The 21,724-nt window shown below is 31.0% G+C and carries 19 protein-coding genes; 16 read left to right on the forward strand and 3 right to left on the reverse strand.

Annotated features, from left to right (window positions below):
* Positions 1 to 97 precede the first annotated feature (97 nt).
* The gene (locus tag GFU93_RS00610; RefSeq protein WP_160566131.1) at positions 98 to 1,003 is read right to left on the reverse strand and encodes a TIGR01777 family oxidoreductase; all 906 of its coding nucleotides are present in this window, start codon (positions 1,001 to 1,003) and stop codon (positions 98 to 100) included.
* A gap of 249 nt (positions 1,004 to 1,252) precedes the next feature.
* Here GFU93_RS00610 and GFU93_RS00615 point away from each other — a divergent pair, with 249 nt between their 5' ends.
* Positions 1,253 to 1,795, forward strand: coding sequence for an RNA polymerase sigma factor (locus GFU93_RS00615; protein WP_160556641.1), 543 nt, complete (start codon positions 1,253 to 1,255; stop codon positions 1,793 to 1,795).
* Between the two features lie 17 nt (positions 1,796 to 1,812).
* Positions 1,813 to 2,415: a hypothetical protein gene (locus tag GFU93_RS00620; RefSeq protein ID WP_160566134.1), complete on the forward strand. Its 603-nt coding sequence runs from the start codon at positions 1,813 to 1,815 to the stop codon at positions 2,413 to 2,415.
* A gap of 29 nt (positions 2,416 to 2,444) precedes the next feature.
* Here the strand turns inward: GFU93_RS00620 and GFU93_RS00625 are convergent, their stop codons facing one another.
* On the reverse strand, positions 2,445 to 3,143 hold the full coding sequence (locus GFU93_RS00625) for an ABC transporter ATP-binding protein (protein WP_160566137.1): 699 nt from the start codon (positions 3,141 to 3,143) through the stop codon (positions 2,445 to 2,447).
* 93 nt (positions 3,144 to 3,236) lie between these two features.
* Between GFU93_RS00625 and GFU93_RS00630 the strand changes: the two genes are divergently transcribed.
* From GFU93_RS00630 to GFU93_RS00670, 9 genes are all read left to right on the forward strand, one after another.
* Entirely contained in the window at positions 3,237 to 4,064 is an 828-nt protein-coding gene (locus GFU93_RS00630) for a prephenate dehydratase (RefSeq protein ID WP_160566140.1), read from the forward strand.
* Between the two features lie 2 nt (positions 4,065 to 4,066).
* Positions 4,067 to 4,522 (forward strand): CvpA family protein, encoded by a 456-nt coding sequence (locus GFU93_RS00635; protein WP_160566144.1) that lies wholly within the window; start codon positions 4,067 to 4,069, stop codon positions 4,520 to 4,522.
* A complete protein-coding gene (locus tag GFU93_RS00640; protein WP_160566147.1) occupies positions 4,522 to 6,372 on the forward strand; it encodes a DUF3413 domain-containing protein in 1,851 nt (616 codons plus the stop codon). Before GFU93_RS00635 ends, GFU93_RS00640 begins: the two co-directional genes overlap by 1 nt.
* A gap of 245 nt (positions 6,373 to 6,617) precedes the next feature.
* The gene (gene prfA / locus GFU93_RS00645; protein WP_105297590.1) at positions 6,618 to 7,697 is read left to right on the forward strand and encodes a peptide chain release factor 1; all 1,080 of its coding nucleotides are present in this window, start codon (positions 6,618 to 6,620) and stop codon (positions 7,695 to 7,697) included.
* 325 nt (positions 7,698 to 8,022) lie between these two features.
* On the forward strand, positions 8,023 to 10,848 hold the full coding sequence (gene polA, locus GFU93_RS00650; protein WP_160566150.1) for a DNA polymerase I: 2,826 nt from the start codon (positions 8,023 to 8,025) through the stop codon (positions 10,846 to 10,848).
* Between the two features lie 57 nt (positions 10,849 to 10,905).
* Positions 10,906 to 11,694: a peptidoglycan editing factor PgeF gene (gene pgeF / locus GFU93_RS00655; protein ID WP_160566153.1), complete on the forward strand. Its 789-nt coding sequence runs from the start codon at positions 10,906 to 10,908 to the stop codon at positions 11,692 to 11,694.
* A gap of 52 nt (positions 11,695 to 11,746) precedes the next feature.
* Positions 11,747 to 12,451: a hypothetical protein gene (locus tag GFU93_RS00660; protein ID WP_160566156.1), complete on the forward strand. Its 705-nt coding sequence runs from the start codon at positions 11,747 to 11,749 to the stop codon at positions 12,449 to 12,451.
* Between the two features lie 297 nt (positions 12,452 to 12,748).
* Positions 12,749 to 14,350, forward strand: a complete 1,602-nt coding sequence (locus GFU93_RS00665; protein WP_160566159.1) for a BamA/TamA family outer membrane protein — start codon at positions 12,749 to 12,751, stop codon at positions 14,348 to 14,350.
* A 49-nt stretch (positions 14,351 to 14,399) separates the two neighbouring features.
* Positions 14,400 to 16,241 (forward strand): ABC transporter ATP-binding protein, encoded by a 1,842-nt coding sequence (locus GFU93_RS00670; protein WP_160566162.1) that lies wholly within the window; start codon positions 14,400 to 14,402, stop codon positions 16,239 to 16,241.
* A gap of 100 nt (positions 16,242 to 16,341) precedes the next feature.
* On the opposite strand, the gene GFU93_RS00675 is transcribed toward GFU93_RS00670, so the two are convergent.
* Positions 16,342 to 16,725, reverse strand: a complete 384-nt coding sequence (locus tag GFU93_RS00675) for a Spy/CpxP family protein refolding chaperone (RefSeq protein WP_160566165.1) — start codon at positions 16,723 to 16,725, stop codon at positions 16,342 to 16,344.
* Between the two features lie 317 nt (positions 16,726 to 17,042).
* On the opposite strand from GFU93_RS00675, the gene GFU93_RS00680 reads away from it, so the two are divergent.
* From GFU93_RS00680 to lepB, 5 genes are all read left to right on the forward strand, one after another.
* The gene (locus tag GFU93_RS00680) at positions 17,043 to 17,819 is read left to right on the forward strand and encodes a ParA family protein (protein WP_160542095.1); all 777 of its coding nucleotides are present in this window, start codon (positions 17,043 to 17,045) and stop codon (positions 17,817 to 17,819) included.
* 3 nt (positions 17,820 to 17,822) lie between these two features.
* Positions 17,823 to 18,707, forward strand: a complete 885-nt coding sequence (locus GFU93_RS00685; protein WP_105297598.1) for a ParB/RepB/Spo0J family partition protein — start codon at positions 17,823 to 17,825, stop codon at positions 18,705 to 18,707.
* On the forward strand, positions 18,704 to 19,303 hold the full coding sequence (locus GFU93_RS00690) for a DUF5683 domain-containing protein (RefSeq protein WP_160566168.1): 600 nt from the start codon (positions 18,704 to 18,706) through the stop codon (positions 19,301 to 19,303). Before GFU93_RS00685 ends, GFU93_RS00690 begins: the two co-directional genes overlap by 4 nt.
* 36 nt (positions 19,304 to 19,339) lie before the next feature.
* A complete protein-coding gene (gene dapB / locus GFU93_RS00695; RefSeq protein WP_105297600.1) occupies positions 19,340 to 20,041 on the forward strand; it encodes a 4-hydroxy-tetrahydrodipicolinate reductase in 702 nt (233 codons plus the stop codon).
* Positions 20,042 to 20,105: 64 nt separating this feature from the next.
* The gene (lepB, locus tag GFU93_RS00700; RefSeq protein WP_160566171.1) at positions 20,106 to 21,716 is read left to right on the forward strand and encodes a signal peptidase I; all 1,611 of its coding nucleotides are present in this window, start codon (positions 20,106 to 20,108) and stop codon (positions 21,714 to 21,716) included.
* The last annotated feature ends 8 nt before the right edge of the window (positions 21,717 to 21,724 follow it).

Raw genomic sequence — 21,724 nt, forward strand, 5'->3', positions numbered from 1 at the left:
AAATTTATAATTGAGCACAAACTTTTTATATGAAAAGATTGCCACTTCTTTAAAACCTTTATCTACCACAAACGTTATTCTTTAAACTATATTAAAACTATAATAAAGAATCTAAAGCACTATCTAAATCGGGATACTTAAAAGTAAATCCGGATGTGCGAATTTTCTCCGATGAAATTCTGCTGCCTTCCAATAAAAGTGTAGACACTTCACCAAATAACCAGCGCAGTATAAAACCGGGCACATTAGGTAAAAAAAGAGGTTTATTTAACTTTCGGGCAATAGCAACGGTTAAATCTTTGTTAGTTGTGTAGGAAGGAGCCACCGCATTGTAAGTGCCTTGTAAACCTTCATTTACCAACATATATTTATATATAGAACATAAATCATCAATATGTATCCATGGAATATACTGTTTTCCAGAACCTAGACAAGCGCCTACATAATAGTTTACCATTTTTTTAATTTTATATAAAACGCCTTTTTTATTTTTAGATAAGGATATACCTGTCCTTATTTTTACAACTCTGTCGGCTACGCCTTCCGATAAAAATTCATCAGCTGCTGATTCCCATTGAAAGCATACCTCACTTAAAAAATCATTACCCTTAGAATCTGTTTCTTTATATATCTTGTCTGAAGTGGTATTGCCATAATAGCCGGAAGCCGAACCACTGATAAAGGTGAGTATTTTTTGATTCCTATCCTTTAGAGTTTTTAAAATAAGTTTGGCCGAATCTACACGGCTGGAAAGTATAACTTTTTTTCTTTCATCCGACCATCTTTCATCGGCAATACCTGCACCGGCTAGATGAATAATATGTTTAACTCCCTCCAAAGCGTTGGTATCCAAATATTGCTTTTTAATATCCCATTCATATTCATTCGGTTTGGTTTTTTTTCTGGTAAGATAACGGAGAGAGTAATTTTTTAAGAGTGTCGATAATTGGTTGGCAACCGCTCCGTGGGCGCCGGTTATTAGTATAATTTCTTTTCCTTCCATTTTTTAGTATTTAACGGTAATCGTTGTAATTGCGATAACAAAATAATATTCTGCTAGTTATCAAACTATTATATCAAATAACAGGCCGTTGGTTTAATCCCATAATTTATTTTATATATTTAAAAATAAAATCTAATTTTTTTGAAATAACATTCCTTTAATAAAAAATATTTTTATTATAATGCATGAAATTATTAACTGAAATTAAACTTTTCTAATTTCTTATTGTCTAAATAATAAGAAATAAAAATGGACGAAACAGAACTTTTACTTCTTTTAGAAAAAGATGTTAACAACGGATTCAGGCTGCTGGTAAAAAGGTATAGTCAACCCATATATTGGCATATACGTAAAATTGTCTATACCCATGCAGATGCAGACGATATAACTCAAAATGTATTTATCAAAGTTTTTCAAAATTTATCCGGATTTAAAAGAAATTCAAGTCTTAAAACCTGGATATACAAAATAGCAACTAATGAATCATTGAATTTTATTAATAGTGCTGCTCAGAAAAAAAATATAAGAAGCGATGAATTAGTCATTCAGTTGTCTTCTCAACTCAAAGATGATAATTTTTTTGATGGAGATGAAATTCAGTTCAAATTGCAACAAGCCATAGCCGAATTACCCGAAAAACAACGAATTGTATTTAATATGAAGTATTTTGACGATATAAAATATGAAGATATGTCGGAAATTCTGGAAACATCTGTAGGGGCTTTGAAGTCTTCCTATCATCATGCTTCTAAAAAAGTTGAACAATTTCTTTTAGCCAATATTGAAAAATAGTTTATTTAAAACCTTATATGAATAACGTTAATAAAAATAAATCTACTCCTTTCCAAACCCCTGAAAATTATTTTGCTCAGTTGGAGAAACGTATTGTTTCCAAATCGTTAATTAATAACCCTTCAGAATCTCCTTACAAAATTCCAAATAACTATTTTGAAAATTTGGACAAGAAAATTGTATCAAATACGATTGAAAAAATAAATCCTGATAAGCCAAAAATTTTTACTTTATTTTCTAAAAAAATATATTGGATTCCGGCAGCAGCCTGTTTATTTTTCGCTGTAATGGTGGGAATATATAGTACTAAAAATCAATACACTACTGATTCTTCGATAACAAGTGCTAACTTAGAAAATCAAAACCATTTAGCTTTAACAGATAATTTATATGCACCTAAACCGTCGGATTCGTTTGTATCAACTTCCGGTTCAACGAACAATATTCCTAAACGTTCACCTAAAAGAATTCCAAAAAAAATGGAATCTAGTAAAGATAAAATGATTGAACAAGAGATAATTTCTTCTTCAAATGTTATCTATGATTTGTATTTTACCAATGAGGAAACTACCAATTTATACGATGAAGAAATTTCACAGGATGGTTTTGTTTTATTTTAGAAAAAGTAAAGTTGTTATTTTTTCAATAATTAATGATGGGTATATTCGAAAAAAGCTTCTTCCAAACTTAAATATTTACCTTTAAAATCCTCAATGCTTCTATCTTGAATAATAGATCCTTTATTTAAAAGTATGACTCTTGAACATAAGGCTTCAACCTCTTGCATAATGTGAGTAGATAAAATAACGGTTTTCTTTTTACCTAATTCCTGAATTAATTGCCTGATTTCAATAATTTGATTGGGATCCAAACCATTAGTCGGCTCATCTAAAATTAAAATTTCAGGATCAAAGAGAATTGCTTGAGCCAGTCCCACTCGTTGTTTATATCCTTTAGATAATTGACTGATTTTCTTATTTTGTTCCTTTTGTAGGCCCACCTTTTCAATAATGTCGGAAATCTCGCTTTTGGGAGTATGATGAATATCCGAAACAAAGCTTAAATACTCCTTAACATACATATCTAAATATAATGGATTATTTTCCGGAAGATAACCAATTAACGATTTGGTTTTATATGGAAACTCTTGATTATCCATACCATTGATCCAAATTTTTCCCTTGTCAAAAGATAACGATCCTGTAATTGACCGCATCATGGTTGTTTTACCTGCTCCATTTGGACCTAATAAGCCGACAATCTCACCTTTTTTTATTTCCAGAGAAATAGCATGTAAAGCAATTTGTCCTTTATAATGTTTAGATAGATTTTGTATTTTTACAGACATTTTATTTCTAGCTTGAACAAAGCTGTTCCATTAAATTTATGTAAATATAATTAATAAAAATAAAAAAAATTGGGTGTTTAGTACCATTAATTTATGAAGTCAATATCAATACAAGGGATTAAAGGATCGTTTCATCATGAAGCCGTAAACCGTTTTTTTCAAAATGAAAAAGTGGAAATAATTGATAGTCCTACATTTAAAACCGTAGTAAGGGATGTAATTAATGGGAAAGCAAACTATGGAATGATGGCCATAGAAAATTCAATAGCGGGAGCTATTTTACCCAATTATAGTTTAATTACCAAACACGGGTTACACATAGTCGGTGAAGTGGTCTTACCGATTAAACATCATTTATTAGCATTACCGGGAGAAACATTAGATTCAATTTCTGAAGTTAGAACCCATCCTATGGCTTTATTACAATGTGAAAATTTTCTTGAAAAATATCCTGATTGGAAATTATTATCTAAAGACGATACCGCAACTTGTGCATACAACATTCACAGTAAAAAAATGAAAGGTATAGCGACTATTGGCTCAATATTGGCAGCAGAAATGTATCAATTACAAGTATTGGCTGAAAATATTCATGATGTTTCTGATAATTACACCCGTTTTTATTTATTATCTCCTCAATCGGAAAAAGTTGAAAATTTTACGAAAGCATCCTTATACTTCACTACAGATCATACGATGGGTAGTTTAGCAAAAGTTTTAAATATTCTTGCAAACCATCAAATGAACATCACTAAAATACAATCCGTGCCTTTATCAGGATCGGTTTTCCAATATTCTTTTCATGCGGATATTATTACACCCGGAGGAAATGATGACAATTACCGCAGGGCGTTGGAAGAGATAAAAAATAATACTAATTTTTTACATATCTTAGGGGAATATAAGGAAGATAAAATTTAAAAATGAACTATGAATATATTTTATTGGGAGGCACTCTAATCGGTGCAATTATAGGATATATTAAAGGCTTTCTAAAACAAATTTCTTCAATCGCAGGACTCACGGTCGGATATTTATTTTCTTCTCTGTTTTTATCTCAAATGCATAGAATTTTATTACAAAATAAAATAATTTCAGAAGAAACATCGGCTTGGGTCAGCTATGTCTGCGTTTTCATCATTTTATTTATAAGTATTCTATTTTTATCCCGAATTATTGAAAAAATTTTAAAAAAATTAGGTTTAGGTTTCACTAACCAACTAGCAGGAATGGCATTGGGTGCTTTAAAATATTTCTTACTAATAATGATGATTTATTGTTTTTTATACTATTTAAATATATTAACTGAAGAAAATTGTTCTATTAATTTATTAAATTTTGTATCTTTATTCAAAACTGTTGTTTTTAAATATATATAATGAAAATTAATTTGTTTAGTAAACAATTATGTTTAGCCAATTTTTTTAATTTTTTACTGGTAATTTTTTTAGGGATTAAATATTTAAAATATACCGAAAATTTAAGCGGATTCATTACATATTTTTATATATTTTCTTCACTTATTACACATTTTTTTATTCTTAATTGTGTTCCACTGTTACTGAGTCTTTTATTCTTATTTTTAACCAAATCAAAATTACTATCTAAACTTATTTTTAGCTTACTTTCTATTCTTATTATATTATATCTGCAAATAGATATACTAGTATTTAGCCAATTTAGGTATCATTTATCCCCTATAGTATTTAAATTAGTCTTTGGAAAAAGAGCTACAGATATTTTTCATTTTTCAACTATAAATACTACCATTGCAATACTTTACCTAATTGGACTTATTTTACTTGAGATACTAATACTGTATTTTTCTTCCAAACTATCCAAAAAATTACCTAATTTGAAAATTAAGCTAATCTTAGTGATTATAGGATTTTTATTAGTTGGTACAAACTTTATATATGCTTGGGCTGATGCGAGTCGATACAGGCCTATTGCTCAAATGAAAAATATATATCCTGTCTTCTATCCGTTAACCTCAGAATCACTATTTCGCAAACTTAATTTAATTAATAAACAAGAAATTGAAAAAAATACTTTACTTAGTCGCTCGTACTCAAAATCATTGATCAATTATCCTTTAAAGCCCATTCTATCTGAAAATAGCCAAAAAAAGAATATAATTTTTATCGTTATAGACTCTTGGAGATTCAATTGCATGACCGAAAATATAACTCCGCATATTTTTGAGTTGTCCAAAAGATCACAAGTATTTCAAAACCATAAAAGCGGATCAAATATGACCACAGGAGGTATATTTTCGTTATTTTATGCCATACCTGCTACTTATTATGATAATTTTACAGGATTGCAAATATCTCCGGTTTTTTTCAATGAAATACTCAAGCAAGGCTATACATTATCAATTTTGTCCAGCTCAACGCTTGAAAATCCCCCTTTTAATAAAAATGTATTTTCGGGAATTCAAAATTTGAAACTGGAATCGAATGGAAATTCTCCCTCAGAAAGAGATAAAGACATTTATAATGAATGGATAAAATTTATAAACGGCTATGATTCAAAAGAAAATACTCCGTTTTTTAGCTTCTTATTTTTTGATTCTGCCCATGGCTTTGATTATCCTTCAGATTTTCAGGTGAAATTTAAACCGACGTTGGATGAAGTAAATTATATTGCCTTAAACGATGATTACAATCCAATCCCTTTTTATAACAGATATAAAAATTCATTAAATTATATTGATGGTCTCATCGGCAACATATTGAAAAAATTAGAAGAGAAAAAGCTCTTAGAATCTTCAATTGTAGTCATTACAGGAGACCATGGACAAGAATTTAATGACAATAAAAAAGGATATTGGCAACACGGAGGAAATTTTTCAGATTATCAAATTGGCACACCTCTAATTGTATTTGATACTTCCAGACCGGCAAAAACTTATACTCATTTAACTTTACATTATGATATTATTCCAACGCTTATGAATACCGTTTTGGGTGTTACAAATCAATATTACGATTATAGCGTAGGCCAAAATTTATATGATTGCAAGAATAGAAAATGGTTTATCTGCGGTTATAATCAAAAATATGCTATCATTGAAAAAAATATGATTATTAATGTTTATTCCTCGGGAATGTATGATGTAGTCGATAAAAAATTAAATCCGGTAAAAGAAAATACCGTTGATTTTAGTGTAATTAAAGATGCGGTGATTGAAAATTCACGTTTTTACCATACATCCAAAAAATAGTAGTTTTATTTGCTAAATAATGGAATTCTTAACATCAAATAACAGAAAATTAAACAAAGAATTTATATTCAGAATAATTAATTAAACAACTGAACTTCCGGTTTAATCGACTTTCAAAGCATTATTGATTTAAAATACTTACTTGAAACTTTCAAAAGTAATTTTTAAAAAAATATATATAAAAGTAAGAAGCTGAAAATATTCTATCAAAGTTGTACATTTGCAAACTTAAACCATCAGTATATATGTCAGATTTAGTATCAAAATTAGAGGCTATAAAACAAAGATTTGATGAAGTATCAGATTTAATCATTCAACCGGATGTTATTTCAGACCAAAAAAGATATGCTCAACTAAACAAAGAATATAAAGACTTAAATAAAATAGTAGAAATCTATCATCAATACAAATCCTTACTTAATACAGTTTCCGATGCCGATGAAATTATTAAAGAAGGCATTGATCCTGATATGGTTGAATTGGCAAAAGAAGAAAAAAATGATGCCTTAGCCAAAATTCCTGAAATGGAAGAAAACATAAAATATATGTTAATTCCAAAAGATCCTGAAGACGACAAAAATATCACCGTTGAATTAAGAGCCGGAACGGGGGGTGATGAATCGGCTATTTTTGTGGAAGACATTTTCCGAATGTATACCATGTATTGGAGACAAAAGGGTTGGAACTTTGAAGTAGTAGACGCTACGGAAGGTAGCGTTAAAGGATATAAAGAAATGATTATTAATGTTAGTGGAGAAGGAGCTTACGGAACCATGAAATTTGAATCGGGAGTACACCGAGTTCAAAGGGTTCCCGAAACTGAATCACAAGGAAGAGTACATACTTCGGCCATAACCGTAGCTGTTTTACCCGAAGCTGAAGAAGTAGATGTTGAAATTAATCCGGCAGATTTAGAATATCAAACCGCTCGATCTAGTGGAGCAGGAGGACAGAACGTTAATAAAGTAGAAACCAAAGTTCAGCTTACGCATAAGCCCACCGGAATAATGATTCAATGTCAGGTAGCACGTTCACAACATGCCAATAGAGAGATGGCGTTACAAATGCTTCGTAACAAATTATACGATATGAAGTTGCAAGAGCATCTTGATAAAATTTCGGCACACAGAAAAACAATGGTATCCACCGGAGACCGTTCGGCTAAAATTCGTACTTATAATTACCCGCAAGGTCGTGTAACGGATCATCGTATTAATAAATCCATCTATAACTTAGATAACTTTATGAATGGAGATATTGATGAAATGATTGAAGCGGTAAAAATTGCCGAAAATGCAGAAAAACTAAAAGGTCAAGAAGACTAAATTCTTACATAATAAACTTTATATAATTCGCTATTAACTACCATTTTATCTTAATGAATTATATAAAGTTTATTATTTATAAATCATTTTAAAAAGATACTACTCTATAAAGTTCTATTTATCTGTTAAATAAATCCTTTACGTGTTAAAATTACTATCGGTATAAATCATTGATATTTTAGAATTCTTCAGGATTTACTACTTTAAAATCAATATAAACATTTTTTCAATTAATATCTTAAAGGTTTTTCTTTTTACATTTTGCAACAAGTGTTAACTTCAAATATCTTATATTTGAAAATAAAAACACAGATAACCCTAAAGAATGACCAGTCAAGATTGCGATAAAAAACTATTTCTGATTGATGCCTATGCTCTTATATTCAGAGCTTATTATGCCTTTATAAAAAACCCAAGAATCAATTCAAAAGGGTTAAATACTTCAGCTATTTTCGGATTTACCAATACGCTTTTCGATTTAATGAAAAAAGAAAAGCCATCACATCTGGCAGTAGTTTTTGATGTGGGAGAAACGTTCCGTCATCAGGTTTATAAAGAATACAAAGCCAATCGGCAAGAAACACCGGAGGCTATACGCATAGCTGTTCCTTATATCCATAAACTGATGGAAGCATTACATATTCCTTGTCTTTGGAAAGAAGGGTACGAAGCCGATGATGTTATAGGAACTTTGGCAAAAAAAGCGGAAAAGCAGGGATATACAACCTATATGATGACATCGGATAAAGACTATGCGCAATTAGTTTCCGAAAATATCTTTGTTTTTAAACCGGCATCCAGAGGAAACGATATTGAAATTTGGGATGTAGAATCTGTTAAAGAAAAATTCGAAGTTAAAAATCCGTCTCAAGTTATTGACCTTTTGGGCATGATGGGAGACAGTGTAGACAATATACCCGGAATACCCGGTGTAGGCGAAAAAACGGCTAGACAATTTATTAAAGAATACGGAAGCATTGAAAACTTATTTGCTCATTCTTCTGAATTAAAAGGAAAAATGAGAGAAAAAGTGGAAGCAAATGAGGAACTAGGCCTTTTATCAAAAAAATTGGCAACCATTGATACTCATGTTCCTATCGAATTTAATTATGAAAGTTTAACGGTGGATCAGCCGAATGTTGATGAGGTCATTAAAATTTTTGAAGAATTAGAGTTTAGAAATATGATTACAAATTTTCAGAAAACGTATCATATTATCTCTGAAAGCGAATCTAATTTAGAAAAAAATTCTTCCGGTAAAGCTCCGGTAAATGGACAAAGATCGTTGTTTGATACAACCGATCAGGACATTGAAATGAAAGAAAGCGCCAACTGGAAAACTATTGAAAATACAGATCATCTCTATCAACTGACAGAAACGCCTGTGGCAGTAAAATTGTTGGTAGATAAGCTTTTAAAGCAAAAAATTGTATGCTTTGATACGGAAACTACTTCAACTGATTCCATGATCGCGGAATTAGTCGGTATTTCATTTTCGTATGAAAAGGCAAAAGGGTACTATGTACCTTTTAGTACTAAGGACAAAGAAAAAACACAAAAATTTATAGAACTTCTCCGACCGGTTTTCGAAGATGAAAATATAGATAAAGTAGGCCAAAACTTGAAGTATGATTGTAAAGTTTTAAGAAAATATAAGGTAGAAGTTAAAGGGGTACTTTTTGATACCATGATTGCACATTACTTAATCAACCCCGATGCAAGGCATAATATGGACTTATTGGCTGAAACAGAGCTTAATTACAAGCCTGTTCCCATAGAATCTTTAATCGGAAAAAAAGGAAAAAATCAAAAATTGTTTTCTTCCGTTCCTATTGAATTGCAAAAAGAATATGCGGTTGAAGATTCTGATATTACCTTACAGCTTAAAGACAAATTTGAACCTCAACTCAAACATGATAATCTTAAAAAGCTTTTTGATGACATAGAAATGCCCTTAATGAAGGTGTTGGAAGACATGGAATGGGAAGGTATCAATTTAGATATCAAAGCATTAGGCGAAATGTCTAAAGAATTAGTTGAAGACCTGTCTAAGTTGGAAAAAGAAATTTATTCTCTAGCCGGAGAAGAATTTAATATCAGTTCACCCAAACAATTAGGAGATATTATTTTTGATAAATTAAAATTAGGTACTAAGCCCAGAAAAACCAAAACAGGTCAATATGCAACCGGCGAAGATGTTTTATTAAAGCTGGCGCATAAACATAAAATTATAGATTTATTATTAGAATACAGACAGCTGCAAAAATTAAAATCTACCTATGTTGATGCCCTACCCAATGAGGTAAATCCACTAACGGGAAGAGTACACACAACCTTTGCACAAACTGTAGCTGCTACCGGTCGTTTAGCTTCTAATAATCCCAATCTTCAAAATATTCCTATTAGAACCGAAAGAGGGCAAGAAGTACGTAAAGCCTTTATAGCAAAGGATTCTAAACATAAAATAATTTCTGCCGATTATTCCCAAATTGAATTGAGAATCATTGCAGCCATGAGTAAAGATCCCACCATGATCACTTCCTTTAAAAACGGTGAGGACTTCCATAGGGCTACCGCATCAAAAGTATTTCATGTACCTATGGATCAAGTGACTAAAGAGCAGCGCTCTCAAGCGAAAACGGTTAACTTTGGTATCATTTACGGAGTATCTGCATTCGGATTAAGTGAACAAACCGGATTATCTAGATCCGAATCTAAAAGTTTGATTGATGCTTATTATCAGGCTTATCCCGTTTTAAAAGAATACATTTCGGAACAAGTACAGATAGCACGAAAAAACGGATATGTAGAAACCTTATTGGGAAGAAGAAGATATTTGCCGGATATCCATTCCGGAAACAGCGTAGTGCGTTCTCATGCAGAAAGAAATGCAGTAAATGCACCCATTCAGGGAACTGCAGCAGACGTAATTAAAATTGCCATGATACAAATTCATGAACTGTTGCAGGAAAGAAAATTTCAAACCAAACTTTTGTTACAAGTGCACGATGAATTGGTTTTCGATGCTCCCGATGAAGAAATTAAGGAAGTATCGACACTGATTAAAAATACAATGGAAAACTCCGTACGTATGGAAGTTCCTTTAATAGTAGATGTTGGAGTGGGCCCCAATTGGCTGGAAGCCCATTAAGAATTTATATAGAACACTCTAGAATTGATGAGTTTATAAATATTCTCTTTTAACTATATGAATTTTCTGACATTTGATAATTTATCTGCATACAGAGAATTAACCCACTTTACAACTACAATTGAAGGAGGAGTAAGTATCGGGAATTATGCATCGTTCAACTTAGGAACTACTTCCGGTGATGATCCGAAAAATGTGATTGAAAACAGAAAAAGACTCTGTAATGAGATAGGTATTTCAAACCATAAATTATTTATACCTGTTCAAACTCACAGCAATCACGTGTTACTTATTGATCGAAATTTTTTAGATTTAACAAGTGATAAACAATCTGAAATTCTTCAAAATAAAGATGCTTTACTGACTCAAGAAAAGGAAATTTGCATAGGAATAACTACAGCCGATTGTGTACCTATAGTACTTTATGATCCTTTAACCCAAACTTTGGCAGCCATTCATGCAGGATGGAGAGGAACCGTTAGCAAAATTGCTTTAAAAACTCTGTCGGAAATGGTACGTCTTTTTAATTGCAAACCTGAAAATATCAGAGTAGGAATTGGTCCGTGCATTTGCGCGAACTGTTTTGAAGTAGGAGATCATGTCATAGAAGATTTTATTAAAGAAGGTTTTGATAGTAATCTAATTAGTTTTAAAAATAAAGAAACCCGAAAATATCATATTGATCTTAGAAAAGCAAATCAGTTGCTACTGGAACAAGCAGGTTGTATCGCTCATCATATTGAAATAAAAAATTTATGTACGGTTACTCAACCTCATTTATTTTTTTCGGCAAGAAGGCAAACCATAAATTCCGGTAGAATGGTAACCGGAGGTATTTTACGTTAATTTTTTATGAATTTATTAAAATATTATATAATTTTGTTAATAAATTTATAAAATGAATAAAAATATATCAGATAAACAAAATATAGGAAATACTATTGATAATATCGATAAAAAAGATAATGATCAAAAGAAGAAAAAAAATTCAGGATCCTTAAAGTATTTTTTAGTTACCCTATTAGTGTTAGTCTTAGTAGGTTTAGGATTTTATTATCATATCATCCAAGAGATATTTTACAGTTTTCTTTCTATAATTTTTATTGTAATTGTTTTGGCTTTAGGCTTGGGATGGGAATATTGGGTATTCACTCATTTTACTACCGATGAATTTACGCTCATTAATAAAGAACAAAACAATACTTCTGATTCTTGGAAAAACATAGAAGAAGAATTTAAATTATGGATAGCTAGTTCTGAACAAAAAATAAAGCAAGTAAGACAATTATCATTGCTTAATTATATGACAGCTATTGGATTGTTTATAATTTCCGCCCTTGTTTTATTAGTTAATTGTATCTATGATGTAAACCCATCATCTTCCGCCTATCAACAATTTAATCCCGCTTTTGCATTGACTATTATTTTACTTATTTTTTCAATACTATTTATGCTTCTTCATTATATCAATCAAAAAGATAGTATAAAAAAACAAGAAAAGCTGGATCATACCATCCAATGGATTCTGTCACTTAAAGCAGCCCATACTATAGGTAAAGAGCATATGTTAGAAATTATTAACTCAAATAACCTTAAATCTTAAAATTTTGATATATAACCTCTTATATTTTCTTTCAAATTTTAGTTAATAAAAAATTCACAAAATATTTTAGATTTAATTAGAGGAAATGCATGCATATCCATAATTAAATAGATAGTATATATTTATTTATATAATTCATTATAAGACGATTATAGTAAAATATCTGTTATTTTCCCATTAATAGCATCATTTATATTGAAGCCTACAAAAAACTAAAGAACTTTATTAAATAAAAATATAAAATAATTTAGTTTTAAATTTGTACCTTACCATTGAGCTTTTTTGTTAGTACAACTTATGAAATTTAAGCTGCTCTATATTTATATAATTATTTTTCCCATTTTGCTTCATGGCCAAGTAGAAAAAAATTTCATTAAGATATATAATAATCAAAAACTTTGGTTTTCAAAAACCTATTCAGAAAATAAAGTAGGTTCAATTTTGGATTCTTTAGTAGATCTAGGTTTTTATACCTTAAAACTGGATTCTTTAAAAAAAGATAAAAAAGAAACCTTAGTTTATATTAACAGAGGAAAATTTTACAAAAAAGTATGGGTACAATTAGACTCTCTTTCACAAGCGGCAATTACTAACAAAAATTATTTTCAAACAGATAATATTGATTCTTTAGCAGGAGTAATCCATTATTATTATATAAAAAAAGGATATGCATTTAACCAAGTCCACACACAATTATTCCTTGCAAATGAACCATTAGAAGCATCCATACATGTTGAACTTCATCAAAAAAGGCTCATCAATTCATTTGTTTTAAACGGATATACCAAAATCCCTCGAGGAATAATAAAAGAATTAGAATATGGATTTCTTGGTAAAACCTATACAGACGAGCGACTTAAAGAAATTTCAGCAATGTTACAAGGAACAGCATTTATAGCTGAAGAAAAAAATCCGCAAGTATTATTCACCCCCGATTCCACCAAAATTTATTTATATTTGAAAAAAAGAAAAGCCAGTTCATTGGACGGCATGGTAGGCTTTGGTAATGACGAAAAAGGTAAATTCAAAGTCAACGGCCAGCTTCAGCTTTCATTGGGTAATGTATTGAATTCATTTGAAACCATTAACTTAAATTGGTTATCTACACCGGATAAATCTCAAAACTTTGAAGTTCAAGTAAACGTGCCCTATCTTTTTAAATCTAAATTCGGATCGGAAACATCGTTAACTATACTTAAACAAGACAGCACGTATGCAACCATTCGACTGAATGAACATATATATTATCAATATACCGTAAATCAACGGTTAGGTATAGAAGGATTATATGAAAACTCACGATATGTATCGGAATTAGATAATAATAACAACTTTTCCAAAACAGGATTAGGCATAAGTTATCAATACAAAGAAAGAAATGAAAACGAAATTTTAGGTCCTAAAAATTTATACTCTATAAAAGGAATTGCATATAGGAATATACCGGAAAATCGAAAAAATTTAACTGAGTATAATGTAAGTGCTTCCCTAGAGAAACTAATAAAATTATCTGCTTCTCATTATCTAAAACCGAAAATAAATGCTTCAACCTTACTTTCGGATACGTTGACAGTAAATGAATTATTTAAAATCGGTGGTTTGAAAACTATTCGCGGATTCAATGAACAATCCATTTATGCCAATGCGTATATCATCGGAAGTTTAGAATACAGATACGTTCCGTTTGAAGAACTGTATTTAAGTTTATTTACAGATGTTGCATGGATTGAGAATAAAAATCAAAATACAAGCCCCTTTTTATTGGGAACCGGAGTAGGAATTAGCTTTTTAACACGTTTCGGAATTTTTTCATTGAACTATGCCGTTGGTAAATACGATTCTGAACCTGTAAATTTTTCAGATTCTAAAATTCATATTGGAATACAAGCTACTTTTTGACAAAATAGAATCGAATTTTTGTTTACCTTTGTATTAATCTCAAGGTAGCATGAAATCATTAAAAAAAATACTAAAAAAATTTGCCTCTCCCTACAAAAAAGAATTTATATTAGGAATTCTATTTAACGTTTTATATTCTTTATTTTCAATAGTTTCCGTTTTTTCCATTATGCCTATTTTGGAAATGCTTTTAGGAGGAAAAAATCAAATTTTAATTGAACAAACGAAAAAAGAAATGCAAGCCTCAACGGGTATGATGGCTGAGCTGAAATATAAATTTTATGTATTTTTAGATCATTCCCTTGAAGGAACCAATCCTAAAACGATTTTAGCTTATCTTTGTGTTACTGTTATAGTTTTATTTTTATTTAGAAATATTTTCAGATATTTAGCTCAATATTTTATTGTACTGCTACGTAGCGGAGTTTCCAAAGATTTGCGGGTTGCTATGTATGATAAAATCCTTACGCTTCCGGTTTCTTATTTCACTGATCGAAAAAAAGGGGATATTATGATACGACTTTCCGGAGATGTAGGAGAGGTGGAAGGCAATATTTTAACTTCTATTTTAGAGCTTTGGAGAACGCCTTTTTCCATTCTTTTTACTCTTATTGCTTTGATCACCATCAGCCCTTCGTTAACTTTAATAGCATTTATTGTTCTGCCTTTTATGGCGTGGATTATTTCCGCAATTGGAAAAAGTTTGAAAAAAGATGCTAAAAAGGGATTAGCCGAATCGGGTAATGTACTTTCAGTAATTGATGAAACGCTAAACGGAACTAAAATAATCAAAATTTTCAATGCCGAAGAATCCATGAAAAACAGATTTATGAATAGCGTTCTTAATCTCAGAAGGCTATCTATAAATATGATGAAAAAATATGAACTTGCTTCGCCCTCTTCTGAATTTTTAGGTTCTGTTGCCATGATTTTTATAACCTGGTACGGCGGAGTTCTTATTTTAGACGGTGAAGGTTTAAATCTTCCTTCCTTTTTAGTCTATATAGCTCTATTTTTTCAATTATTGGAACCGGCCAAAACCTTATCAACTTCCATTACGAATTTACATAAAGGTACGGCCTCTACAGATCGCTTGGTGGAAACATTAGAAACCAGCATACAGATTTACGAACCGGAACATGCCATAGAATTATCCGAAATAAAAGAAGGAATTCAACTGAAAAATATTAATTTCCAATATGTTGACGGACATCCCATTCTTCAAGATGTAAATTTATTTATACCTAAAGGCAAAACAATAGCAGTAGTGGGACAAAGCGGTAGCGGTAAAACTACTTTAGCCAATTTAATTGCACGATTTTATGACGTAGACAGCGGCGTGATTTATGTGGATGGTCATGATTTAAGAGATTTAAATTTAAAAGTTTACCGTAAATTACTGGGCATGGTTACCCAAGAATCCATATTATTCAATGATACCATTGCCAATAATATTAAATTAAGCAATCCAAATGCATCCATGCAAGAAGTTATAGAAGCTGCTAAAGTTGCCAATGCACTGGAATTCATTGAGCAAATGCCGGAAGGTTTCGAAACAACCATTGGTGAAGGAGGCGGAAAATTATCGGGTGGACAAAAACAAAGAATTGCTATTGCCAGAGCTATATTGAAAAATCCACCTATCATGATTTTAGATGAAGCAACTTCTGCATTAGATACTCAAAGTGAACGATTGGTACAAGATGCTTTAGATAATCTTATGTCTAACAGAACATCCCTGGTTATAGCTCATAGATTATCAACCATTGTCAATGCAGATATGATTGTGGTGATGGATAAAGGAAAAATAATGGAACAAGGAACTCATGCTGAATTATTGGAGAAAAATGGTATTTATAAAAAATTAATTGACATGCAAAATTTTTCTTAACTTTTTGATAATAATATATATACTATAAAATTAAAAAGAGCTTCTATTAGATAGAAGCTCTTTTTAATTGAAATAAGAATTGTATTATATACTATTTTCTCTAGGAATGAAATTTTTTACCCTGTTTATGTAAATGCTTTTTATTATGCATATCCTCTTTAATTTTCTTAAGCTTTTGTCTTTGTTCTTCAGTAAAAACTTTATTTATTTCAGATTTTTTATCTTCTTTTAATTGATGAATTTGTTGACGCAATTCTTCTGATTTTTTCCTCAACTCATCTTCACGGCTTTTATATTTATCCTCAATTAAATTAATCTTTTTAATTTGATCTTCCGTTAAATTAAGTTCTTTAGCCATCCTATCCCTCATCTCTTTCACTTTTTCTTCTTTTTTATCATGATCCTTAGGATCCTCACATTTAGATTGTGTAAAAGCAAAAGTAGAGGAAAATACTAATGCTCCTACAAAAATTATTTTTTTCATATAACTTTAGATTTACAACTTTATTGACAAAGCATATTTTAAAAGGTTTAATTTAAAGTTATATATTCTAAACTATTTTTTTAATATATAATAAAGAGCAAACTTTTTAACTTGTAATACTTTTGCGATGAATGTTTAAAACCAAATAAAATTAAAATAAAGTTCAAAGTAAAATAATTAAATTAGAGAGAAAAAACAGCATAATAATACCAAAAAAATAGTCAATAACCTGCTATAAATCCCTCTAATGTTGATAATTTTTTCTGAATATACCGTTTAAAAATTGTATTTTTACAGCTTGAAATTTTATTATACTGATGGGAAAAATTATTGCTATAGCTAATCAAAAAGGAGGAGTTGGAAAGACCACCACAGCCGTAAATTTGGCTGCGGCCATAGGGGTGCTTGAAAAAAAAGTTTTACTCATCGATGCAGACCCTCAGGCAAATGCCAGTTCCGGATTAGGTATTAATATCGAAGAAGTAGAATATGGTACATATGAAGTGTTGGAACACAGTGCTTCTGCCAAAGATGCCATACAACCTTCTACTTCCCCAAATGTGGAATTAATACCGGCTCATATAGATCTTGTTGCTGCTGAAATTGAATTGGTTGACAAGGTCAATAGAGAATACATGTTAAAAGAAGCTTTAAAAGATATAAAAGATGAATATGACTTCATAATCATTGATTGTGCCCCGTCATTAGGATTAATTACTTTAAATGCTTTAACTGCTGCCGATTCTGTAATAATTCCCATCCAATGTGAATATTTCGCCTTAGAAGGTTTAGGAAAACTCCTTAATACGATAAACAGCGTGCAAAAACTGCACAATCCGGATCTAACTATTGAAGGGTTATTATTAACTATGTATGATGCCCGTTTACGTTTATCGAACCAAGTGGTGGAAGAAGTCAAAACTCATTTTCCGGATATGGTGTTTGACAGTCTCATACAAAGAAATGTGCGATTAAGTGAAGCTCCGAGTTTTGGAGAATCCATACTAAAATATGATGCAGAAAGCAAAGGTGCTATAAACTATATCTTACTTGCTGAAGAAGTATTAAATAAAAACAAGGCTGAAGTTAAATAAATTATGGCTATAGACAAAAAAAGAGCTATGGGTAGAGGTCTATCCGCAATCTTAAGTGAGAATTCTAAAAAAGTTAATTCTGCAGAAGAAAAAGGAGCAGAAGAATTAGTAGGTAACATTTTGGAAATTTCACTTGATGATATCATAACCAATCCCAATCAACCCAGAACTAATTTTGATCAAAAAGCATTAGATGAATTATCTATTTCTATTAAACAGTTAGGATTAATACAACCAATAACCGTTCGTAAAAATGGAGACAAATTCGATTTAATTTCGGGAGAAAGGAGATATCGCGCTTCCAAACAGGCCGGTTTAAAAAAATTACCTGCATTTGTTCGATTAGCTAACGATCAGGAACTTTTAGAAATGGCTTTAGTTGAAAATATTCAACGAAAAGATCTGGATCCTATTGAAATTGCCTTAAGCTTTGAAAAATTAATTGAAGAAATCAATATAACTCAAGAAAACTTGAGTAACAGAGTAGGGAAGGACAGAAGCACCATAACCAATTATTTAAGACTTTTAAAACTTTCTCCGATTATCCAAACAGGAATCCGAGACGGGATAATTTCCATGGGACATGGAAGAGCGCTCATATCCTTGGAAGAGCAAGAGAAACAATTATTTGTTTATGAAAAAATTGTACGTGAACAATTATCCGTAAGACAAACCGAAAGTTTCATTCGAACCTTTAAAAATCCTAAAAGTAAAAAAGTTTCCAAAGAAAAAGAATTACCCAATCATTTAAAAAAGGGTTTGAAAAATTTTGAGGATTATTTCGAAACAACTATTGAAATAAAGGCTACAGAAAAAGGAAAAGGAAAAATTATCATTAATTTTGATTCCACGGAAGAATTTGAAAGAATTCAGAAATTATTAGAATGATACGAAAGAAAATATTGGTTATACTTTCATTATTTCTTACTTGTTTTATTTTAGCGCAAAATCAAGAAACAAACCATGCCACCATTAGTGATGATGGCGTTATAATACGCAATATTAATCATACAGATTCTCTGACTCAAACGATGTTAAGAAGCCCTCTGAAAGCTTCTTTATACTCTGCCATACTTCCCGGTTTAGGACAATTGTACAATAAAAAATATATTAAAGCTCCTATTGTGTTAGGAGTTATTGGTGCGGGGATTGGTTTTATAAAATATTACGACAATCGATATAATAAATATCACAAAGCCTATTTAGCGGAACTTAGCGGACAAAAGCATCAATTTTCAGATGTAGCAGGAATCAGTCCTAAAGTTTTAGCTAACGCTCAAGATTCGGAAAGGAGAAACAGAGATTATGCGATTGTGCTGACTTCTCTGGCTTATCTTTTAAATATTGTTGATGCCACCGTTGACGCCCATCTTTCAATATTCGACAAAGATAAAGATCTTGCCGTACGACCCGTTATTATGGAAGACGCCGATACCTGGTTTACTAATCAAAAAGTAGGACTTTCATTTTGCTTGTCTTTTTAAAATGATTAATGTTTATAAAAAATAATATATATTCTTATGAAAATAGCTTTAGTAGGTTATGGTAAAATGGGTAAAGCCATTGAAGAAATAGCTAAAAATCATAATCACGAAATTGTAGCCCGATTAGAAGAAAAACCAACTCAAAAAAATTTAAATGGTGCGGATGTAGCTATTGAATTTTCAACTCCTTCTACTGCTTATGAAAATGTAATTGCTTGTTTAGAATTGGGTATACCTGTTGTTTGTGGAACAACTGCCTGGTTAGATAAGCTTCCTCAAGTAAAAGAATATTGCGCAAAGCATAACGGGGGATTTATATATTCTTCCAATTACAGTTTAGGCGTTAATTTATTTTTCGAAATAAATAAAAGAGCGGCTGAAATAATGCAGAAGTACCAAGAATATACGGTTCACATTGAAGAAATTCATCATACAGAAAAAAAAGATGCACCGAGTGGTACTGCCATAACGCTTGCCGATGAAATCATACCGATTTATGGTTTTGACGGATGGAATTTATCCTATAAAACCAATAATAATTTATTGGGAATTGAAGCTAAGAGAGTTCATGATGTTCCCGGAACACATACTGTGATTTATAATTCGCCTATAGACGATATTGAACTGAAACACGTAGCCCATTCTAGAAAAGGATTTGCTATGGGAGCATTAATTGCAGCCCAATGGCTTATCGGAAAAAAAGGGGTATTCACCATGAAAGATGTATTAGGCTTTTAGATAAAAACTATTTTATTTTAGGCTACTAAATAACTAAATATTAAAAAGATTTAAAGATTATCTCATGCATTATTTAACTTATTATTTACTATTCGCTTTACTTTCAAATATATTTTATTTCCTGACTGCTTGGAAACTATTTCAAAAAGCAGGTAGAAAAGCATGGGAATCCTTAGTTCCTTTTTATAATATTTTAGTTACTTTAAAAATTATTCATCGACCTTGGTGGTGGCTTATTATAGTATTTATCCCGATTGTCGGTCCAATTATGGGAGCTATTATACTAGTAGATTTTATAAGACATTACAATCGTCGTTCATATTTAGATGCCGTTTTAGTTTTATTCTTCTCATTTATTTTTTTAGCATATATAAACTATTCACCTGAAACACAATACAGTGGTAAACAAGAACGAAAAGAAACATTTATATCTGCCGTATTGTTTGCCGTTATATTTGCCACAGTCATCCATGCATTTGTCATTCAACCGTTTACCATTCCAACAGCTTCTATGGAAAGAACCTTGCTGGTAGGAGATTTCCTTTTTGTCAGTAAGTTAAATTATGGAATAAGAATTCCAATGACTCCGGTAGCGTTGCCTTTTTTACAAAATAAAATTCCGTTGGGAAACAATCAACAACCTCAAAATCAAATAAATTCTTATGTTGATAAAATTCGTTTGCCGTATATGAGACTTCCCGGTTGGACAAAGGTTAACAGATATGATATCGTTGTTTTTAATTATCCTACAGATTCTTTGCATACTGCCATAGATAGGAAAGATCCTTATGTTAAGCGCTGTGTGGGTTTACCGGGAGACAAAATTCAATTGATTGATGGAAATTTATTTATCAATGGAAAACCTGAAGAAATAAAAAAAGATGAAGAACAACAAAGAGACTATTTAGTATATACAACCCAAGCCGGAATCAGTCAAAGAAAAATTGAAGATCTATTGGGATATGCCACCTATCAAGAAGGAATGAACGAACAGGGTAATACTATTTATTATTTCAAAGGGCTTACCCAAGAAAATGCAAACAAAATAAAAAATTTTGATACAGTAGATTCTATTCAGATTTTATATGCAAACAAAGGAGAGGAGGGCATCCATTATAGAGATATAGCTAAAACGAAAATTGATACAACTAATTCCATTTTTCCCCTTCATAGTGGTTGGAACGGCTCTCAATATGGACCTCTCATGATACCTAAAAAAGGGGATGTTATTACGTTGACCCGTCAAAATATAGATCAATATAGAAGAATCATTAAAAATTATGAATATAATGATTTGAAGGAAAAGGAAGGAAAATTTTACATAAACGGTAAGGAAACTAATACCTATACCATCCAACAAAATTATTATTGGATGATGGGGGACAACCGAGATAATTCTTTAGACAGCCGTTATTTCGGATACGTACCGGAAGATCATATTATTGGAACTCCTATTTTTACCTGGTTAAGCATTCAAGGTTTATTCGAAAATGATCCTTTCGGGCATCCTGCCAAATTTAAAATAAGATGGAATAGAATGTTTCGTACCGTTAACACAAATGTTCCGCTTAAAGATAAAACTAATTATATACCTGTATTTATCTTATTGTTAGGAGGATATTTTGCATACGATTACTTTAATAAAAAGAAAAAGAAAGCAAGCGATAAAAAATAATTATCAAA

Source organism: Apibacter sp. B3546 (assembly GCF_009827885.1).
GTDB lineage: Bacteria > Bacteroidota > Bacteroidia > Flavobacteriales > Weeksellaceae > Apibacter.

What these genes read in the sequence shown, in the direction of transcription:
- polA (WP_160566150.1), top strand. Translation starts at nt 8,023, where the DNA reads ATGACCAGTCAAGATTGCGATAAAAAACTATTTCTGATTGATGCCTAT.
- GFU93_RS00680 (WP_160542095.1), top strand. Translation starts at nt 17,043, where the DNA reads ATGGGAAAAATTATTGCTATAGCTAATCAAAAAGGAGGAGTTGGAAAG.
- GFU93_RS00635 (WP_160566144.1), top strand. Translation starts at nt 4,067, where the DNA reads ATGAACTATGAATATATTTTATTGGGAGGCACTCTAATCGGTGCAATT.
- GFU93_RS00685 (WP_105297598.1), top strand. Translation starts at nt 17,823, where the DNA reads ATGGCTATAGACAAAAAAAGAGCTATGGGTAGAGGTCTATCCGCAATC.
- lepB (WP_160566171.1), top strand. Translation starts at nt 20,106, where the DNA reads ATGCATTATTTAACTTATTATTTACTATTCGCTTTACTTTCAAATATA.
- GFU93_RS00610 (WP_160566131.1), bottom strand. Translation starts at nt 1,003, where the DNA reads ATGGAAGGAAAAGAAATTATACTAATAACCGGCGCCCACGGAGCGGTT.
- GFU93_RS00675 (WP_160566165.1), bottom strand. Translation starts at nt 16,725, where the DNA reads ATGAAAAAAATAATTTTTGTAGGAGCATTAGTATTTTCCTCTACTTTT.
- prfA (WP_105297590.1), top strand. Translation starts at nt 6,618, where the DNA reads ATGTCAGATTTAGTATCAAAATTAGAGGCTATAAAACAAAGATTTGAT.
- GFU93_RS00640 (WP_160566147.1), top strand. Translation starts at nt 4,522, where the DNA reads ATGAAAATTAATTTGTTTAGTAAACAATTATGTTTAGCCAATTTTTTT.
- GFU93_RS00615 (WP_160556641.1), top strand. Translation starts at nt 1,253, where the DNA reads ATGGACGAAACAGAACTTTTACTTCTTTTAGAAAAAGATGTTAACAAC.
- GFU93_RS00665 (WP_160566159.1), top strand. Translation starts at nt 12,749, where the DNA reads ATGAAATTTAAGCTGCTCTATATTTATATAATTATTTTTCCCATTTTG.
- GFU93_RS00660 (WP_160566156.1), top strand. Translation starts at nt 11,747, where the DNA reads ATGAATAAAAATATATCAGATAAACAAAATATAGGAAATACTATTGAT.
- GFU93_RS00625 (WP_160566137.1), bottom strand. Translation starts at nt 3,143, where the DNA reads ATGTCTGTAAAAATACAAAATCTATCTAAACATTATAAAGGACAAATT.
- pgeF (WP_160566153.1), top strand. Translation starts at nt 10,906, where the DNA reads ATGAATTTTCTGACATTTGATAATTTATCTGCATACAGAGAATTAACC.
- dapB (WP_105297600.1), top strand. Translation starts at nt 19,340, where the DNA reads ATGAAAATAGCTTTAGTAGGTTATGGTAAAATGGGTAAAGCCATTGAA.
- GFU93_RS00690 (WP_160566168.1), top strand. Translation starts at nt 18,704, where the DNA reads ATGATACGAAAGAAAATATTGGTTATACTTTCATTATTTCTTACTTGT.
- GFU93_RS00620 (WP_160566134.1), top strand. Translation starts at nt 1,813, where the DNA reads ATGAATAACGTTAATAAAAATAAATCTACTCCTTTCCAAACCCCTGAA.
- GFU93_RS00670 (WP_160566162.1), top strand. Translation starts at nt 14,400, where the DNA reads ATGAAATCATTAAAAAAAATACTAAAAAAATTTGCCTCTCCCTACAAA.
- GFU93_RS00630 (WP_160566140.1), top strand. Translation starts at nt 3,237, where the DNA reads ATGAAGTCAATATCAATACAAGGGATTAAAGGATCGTTTCATCATGAA.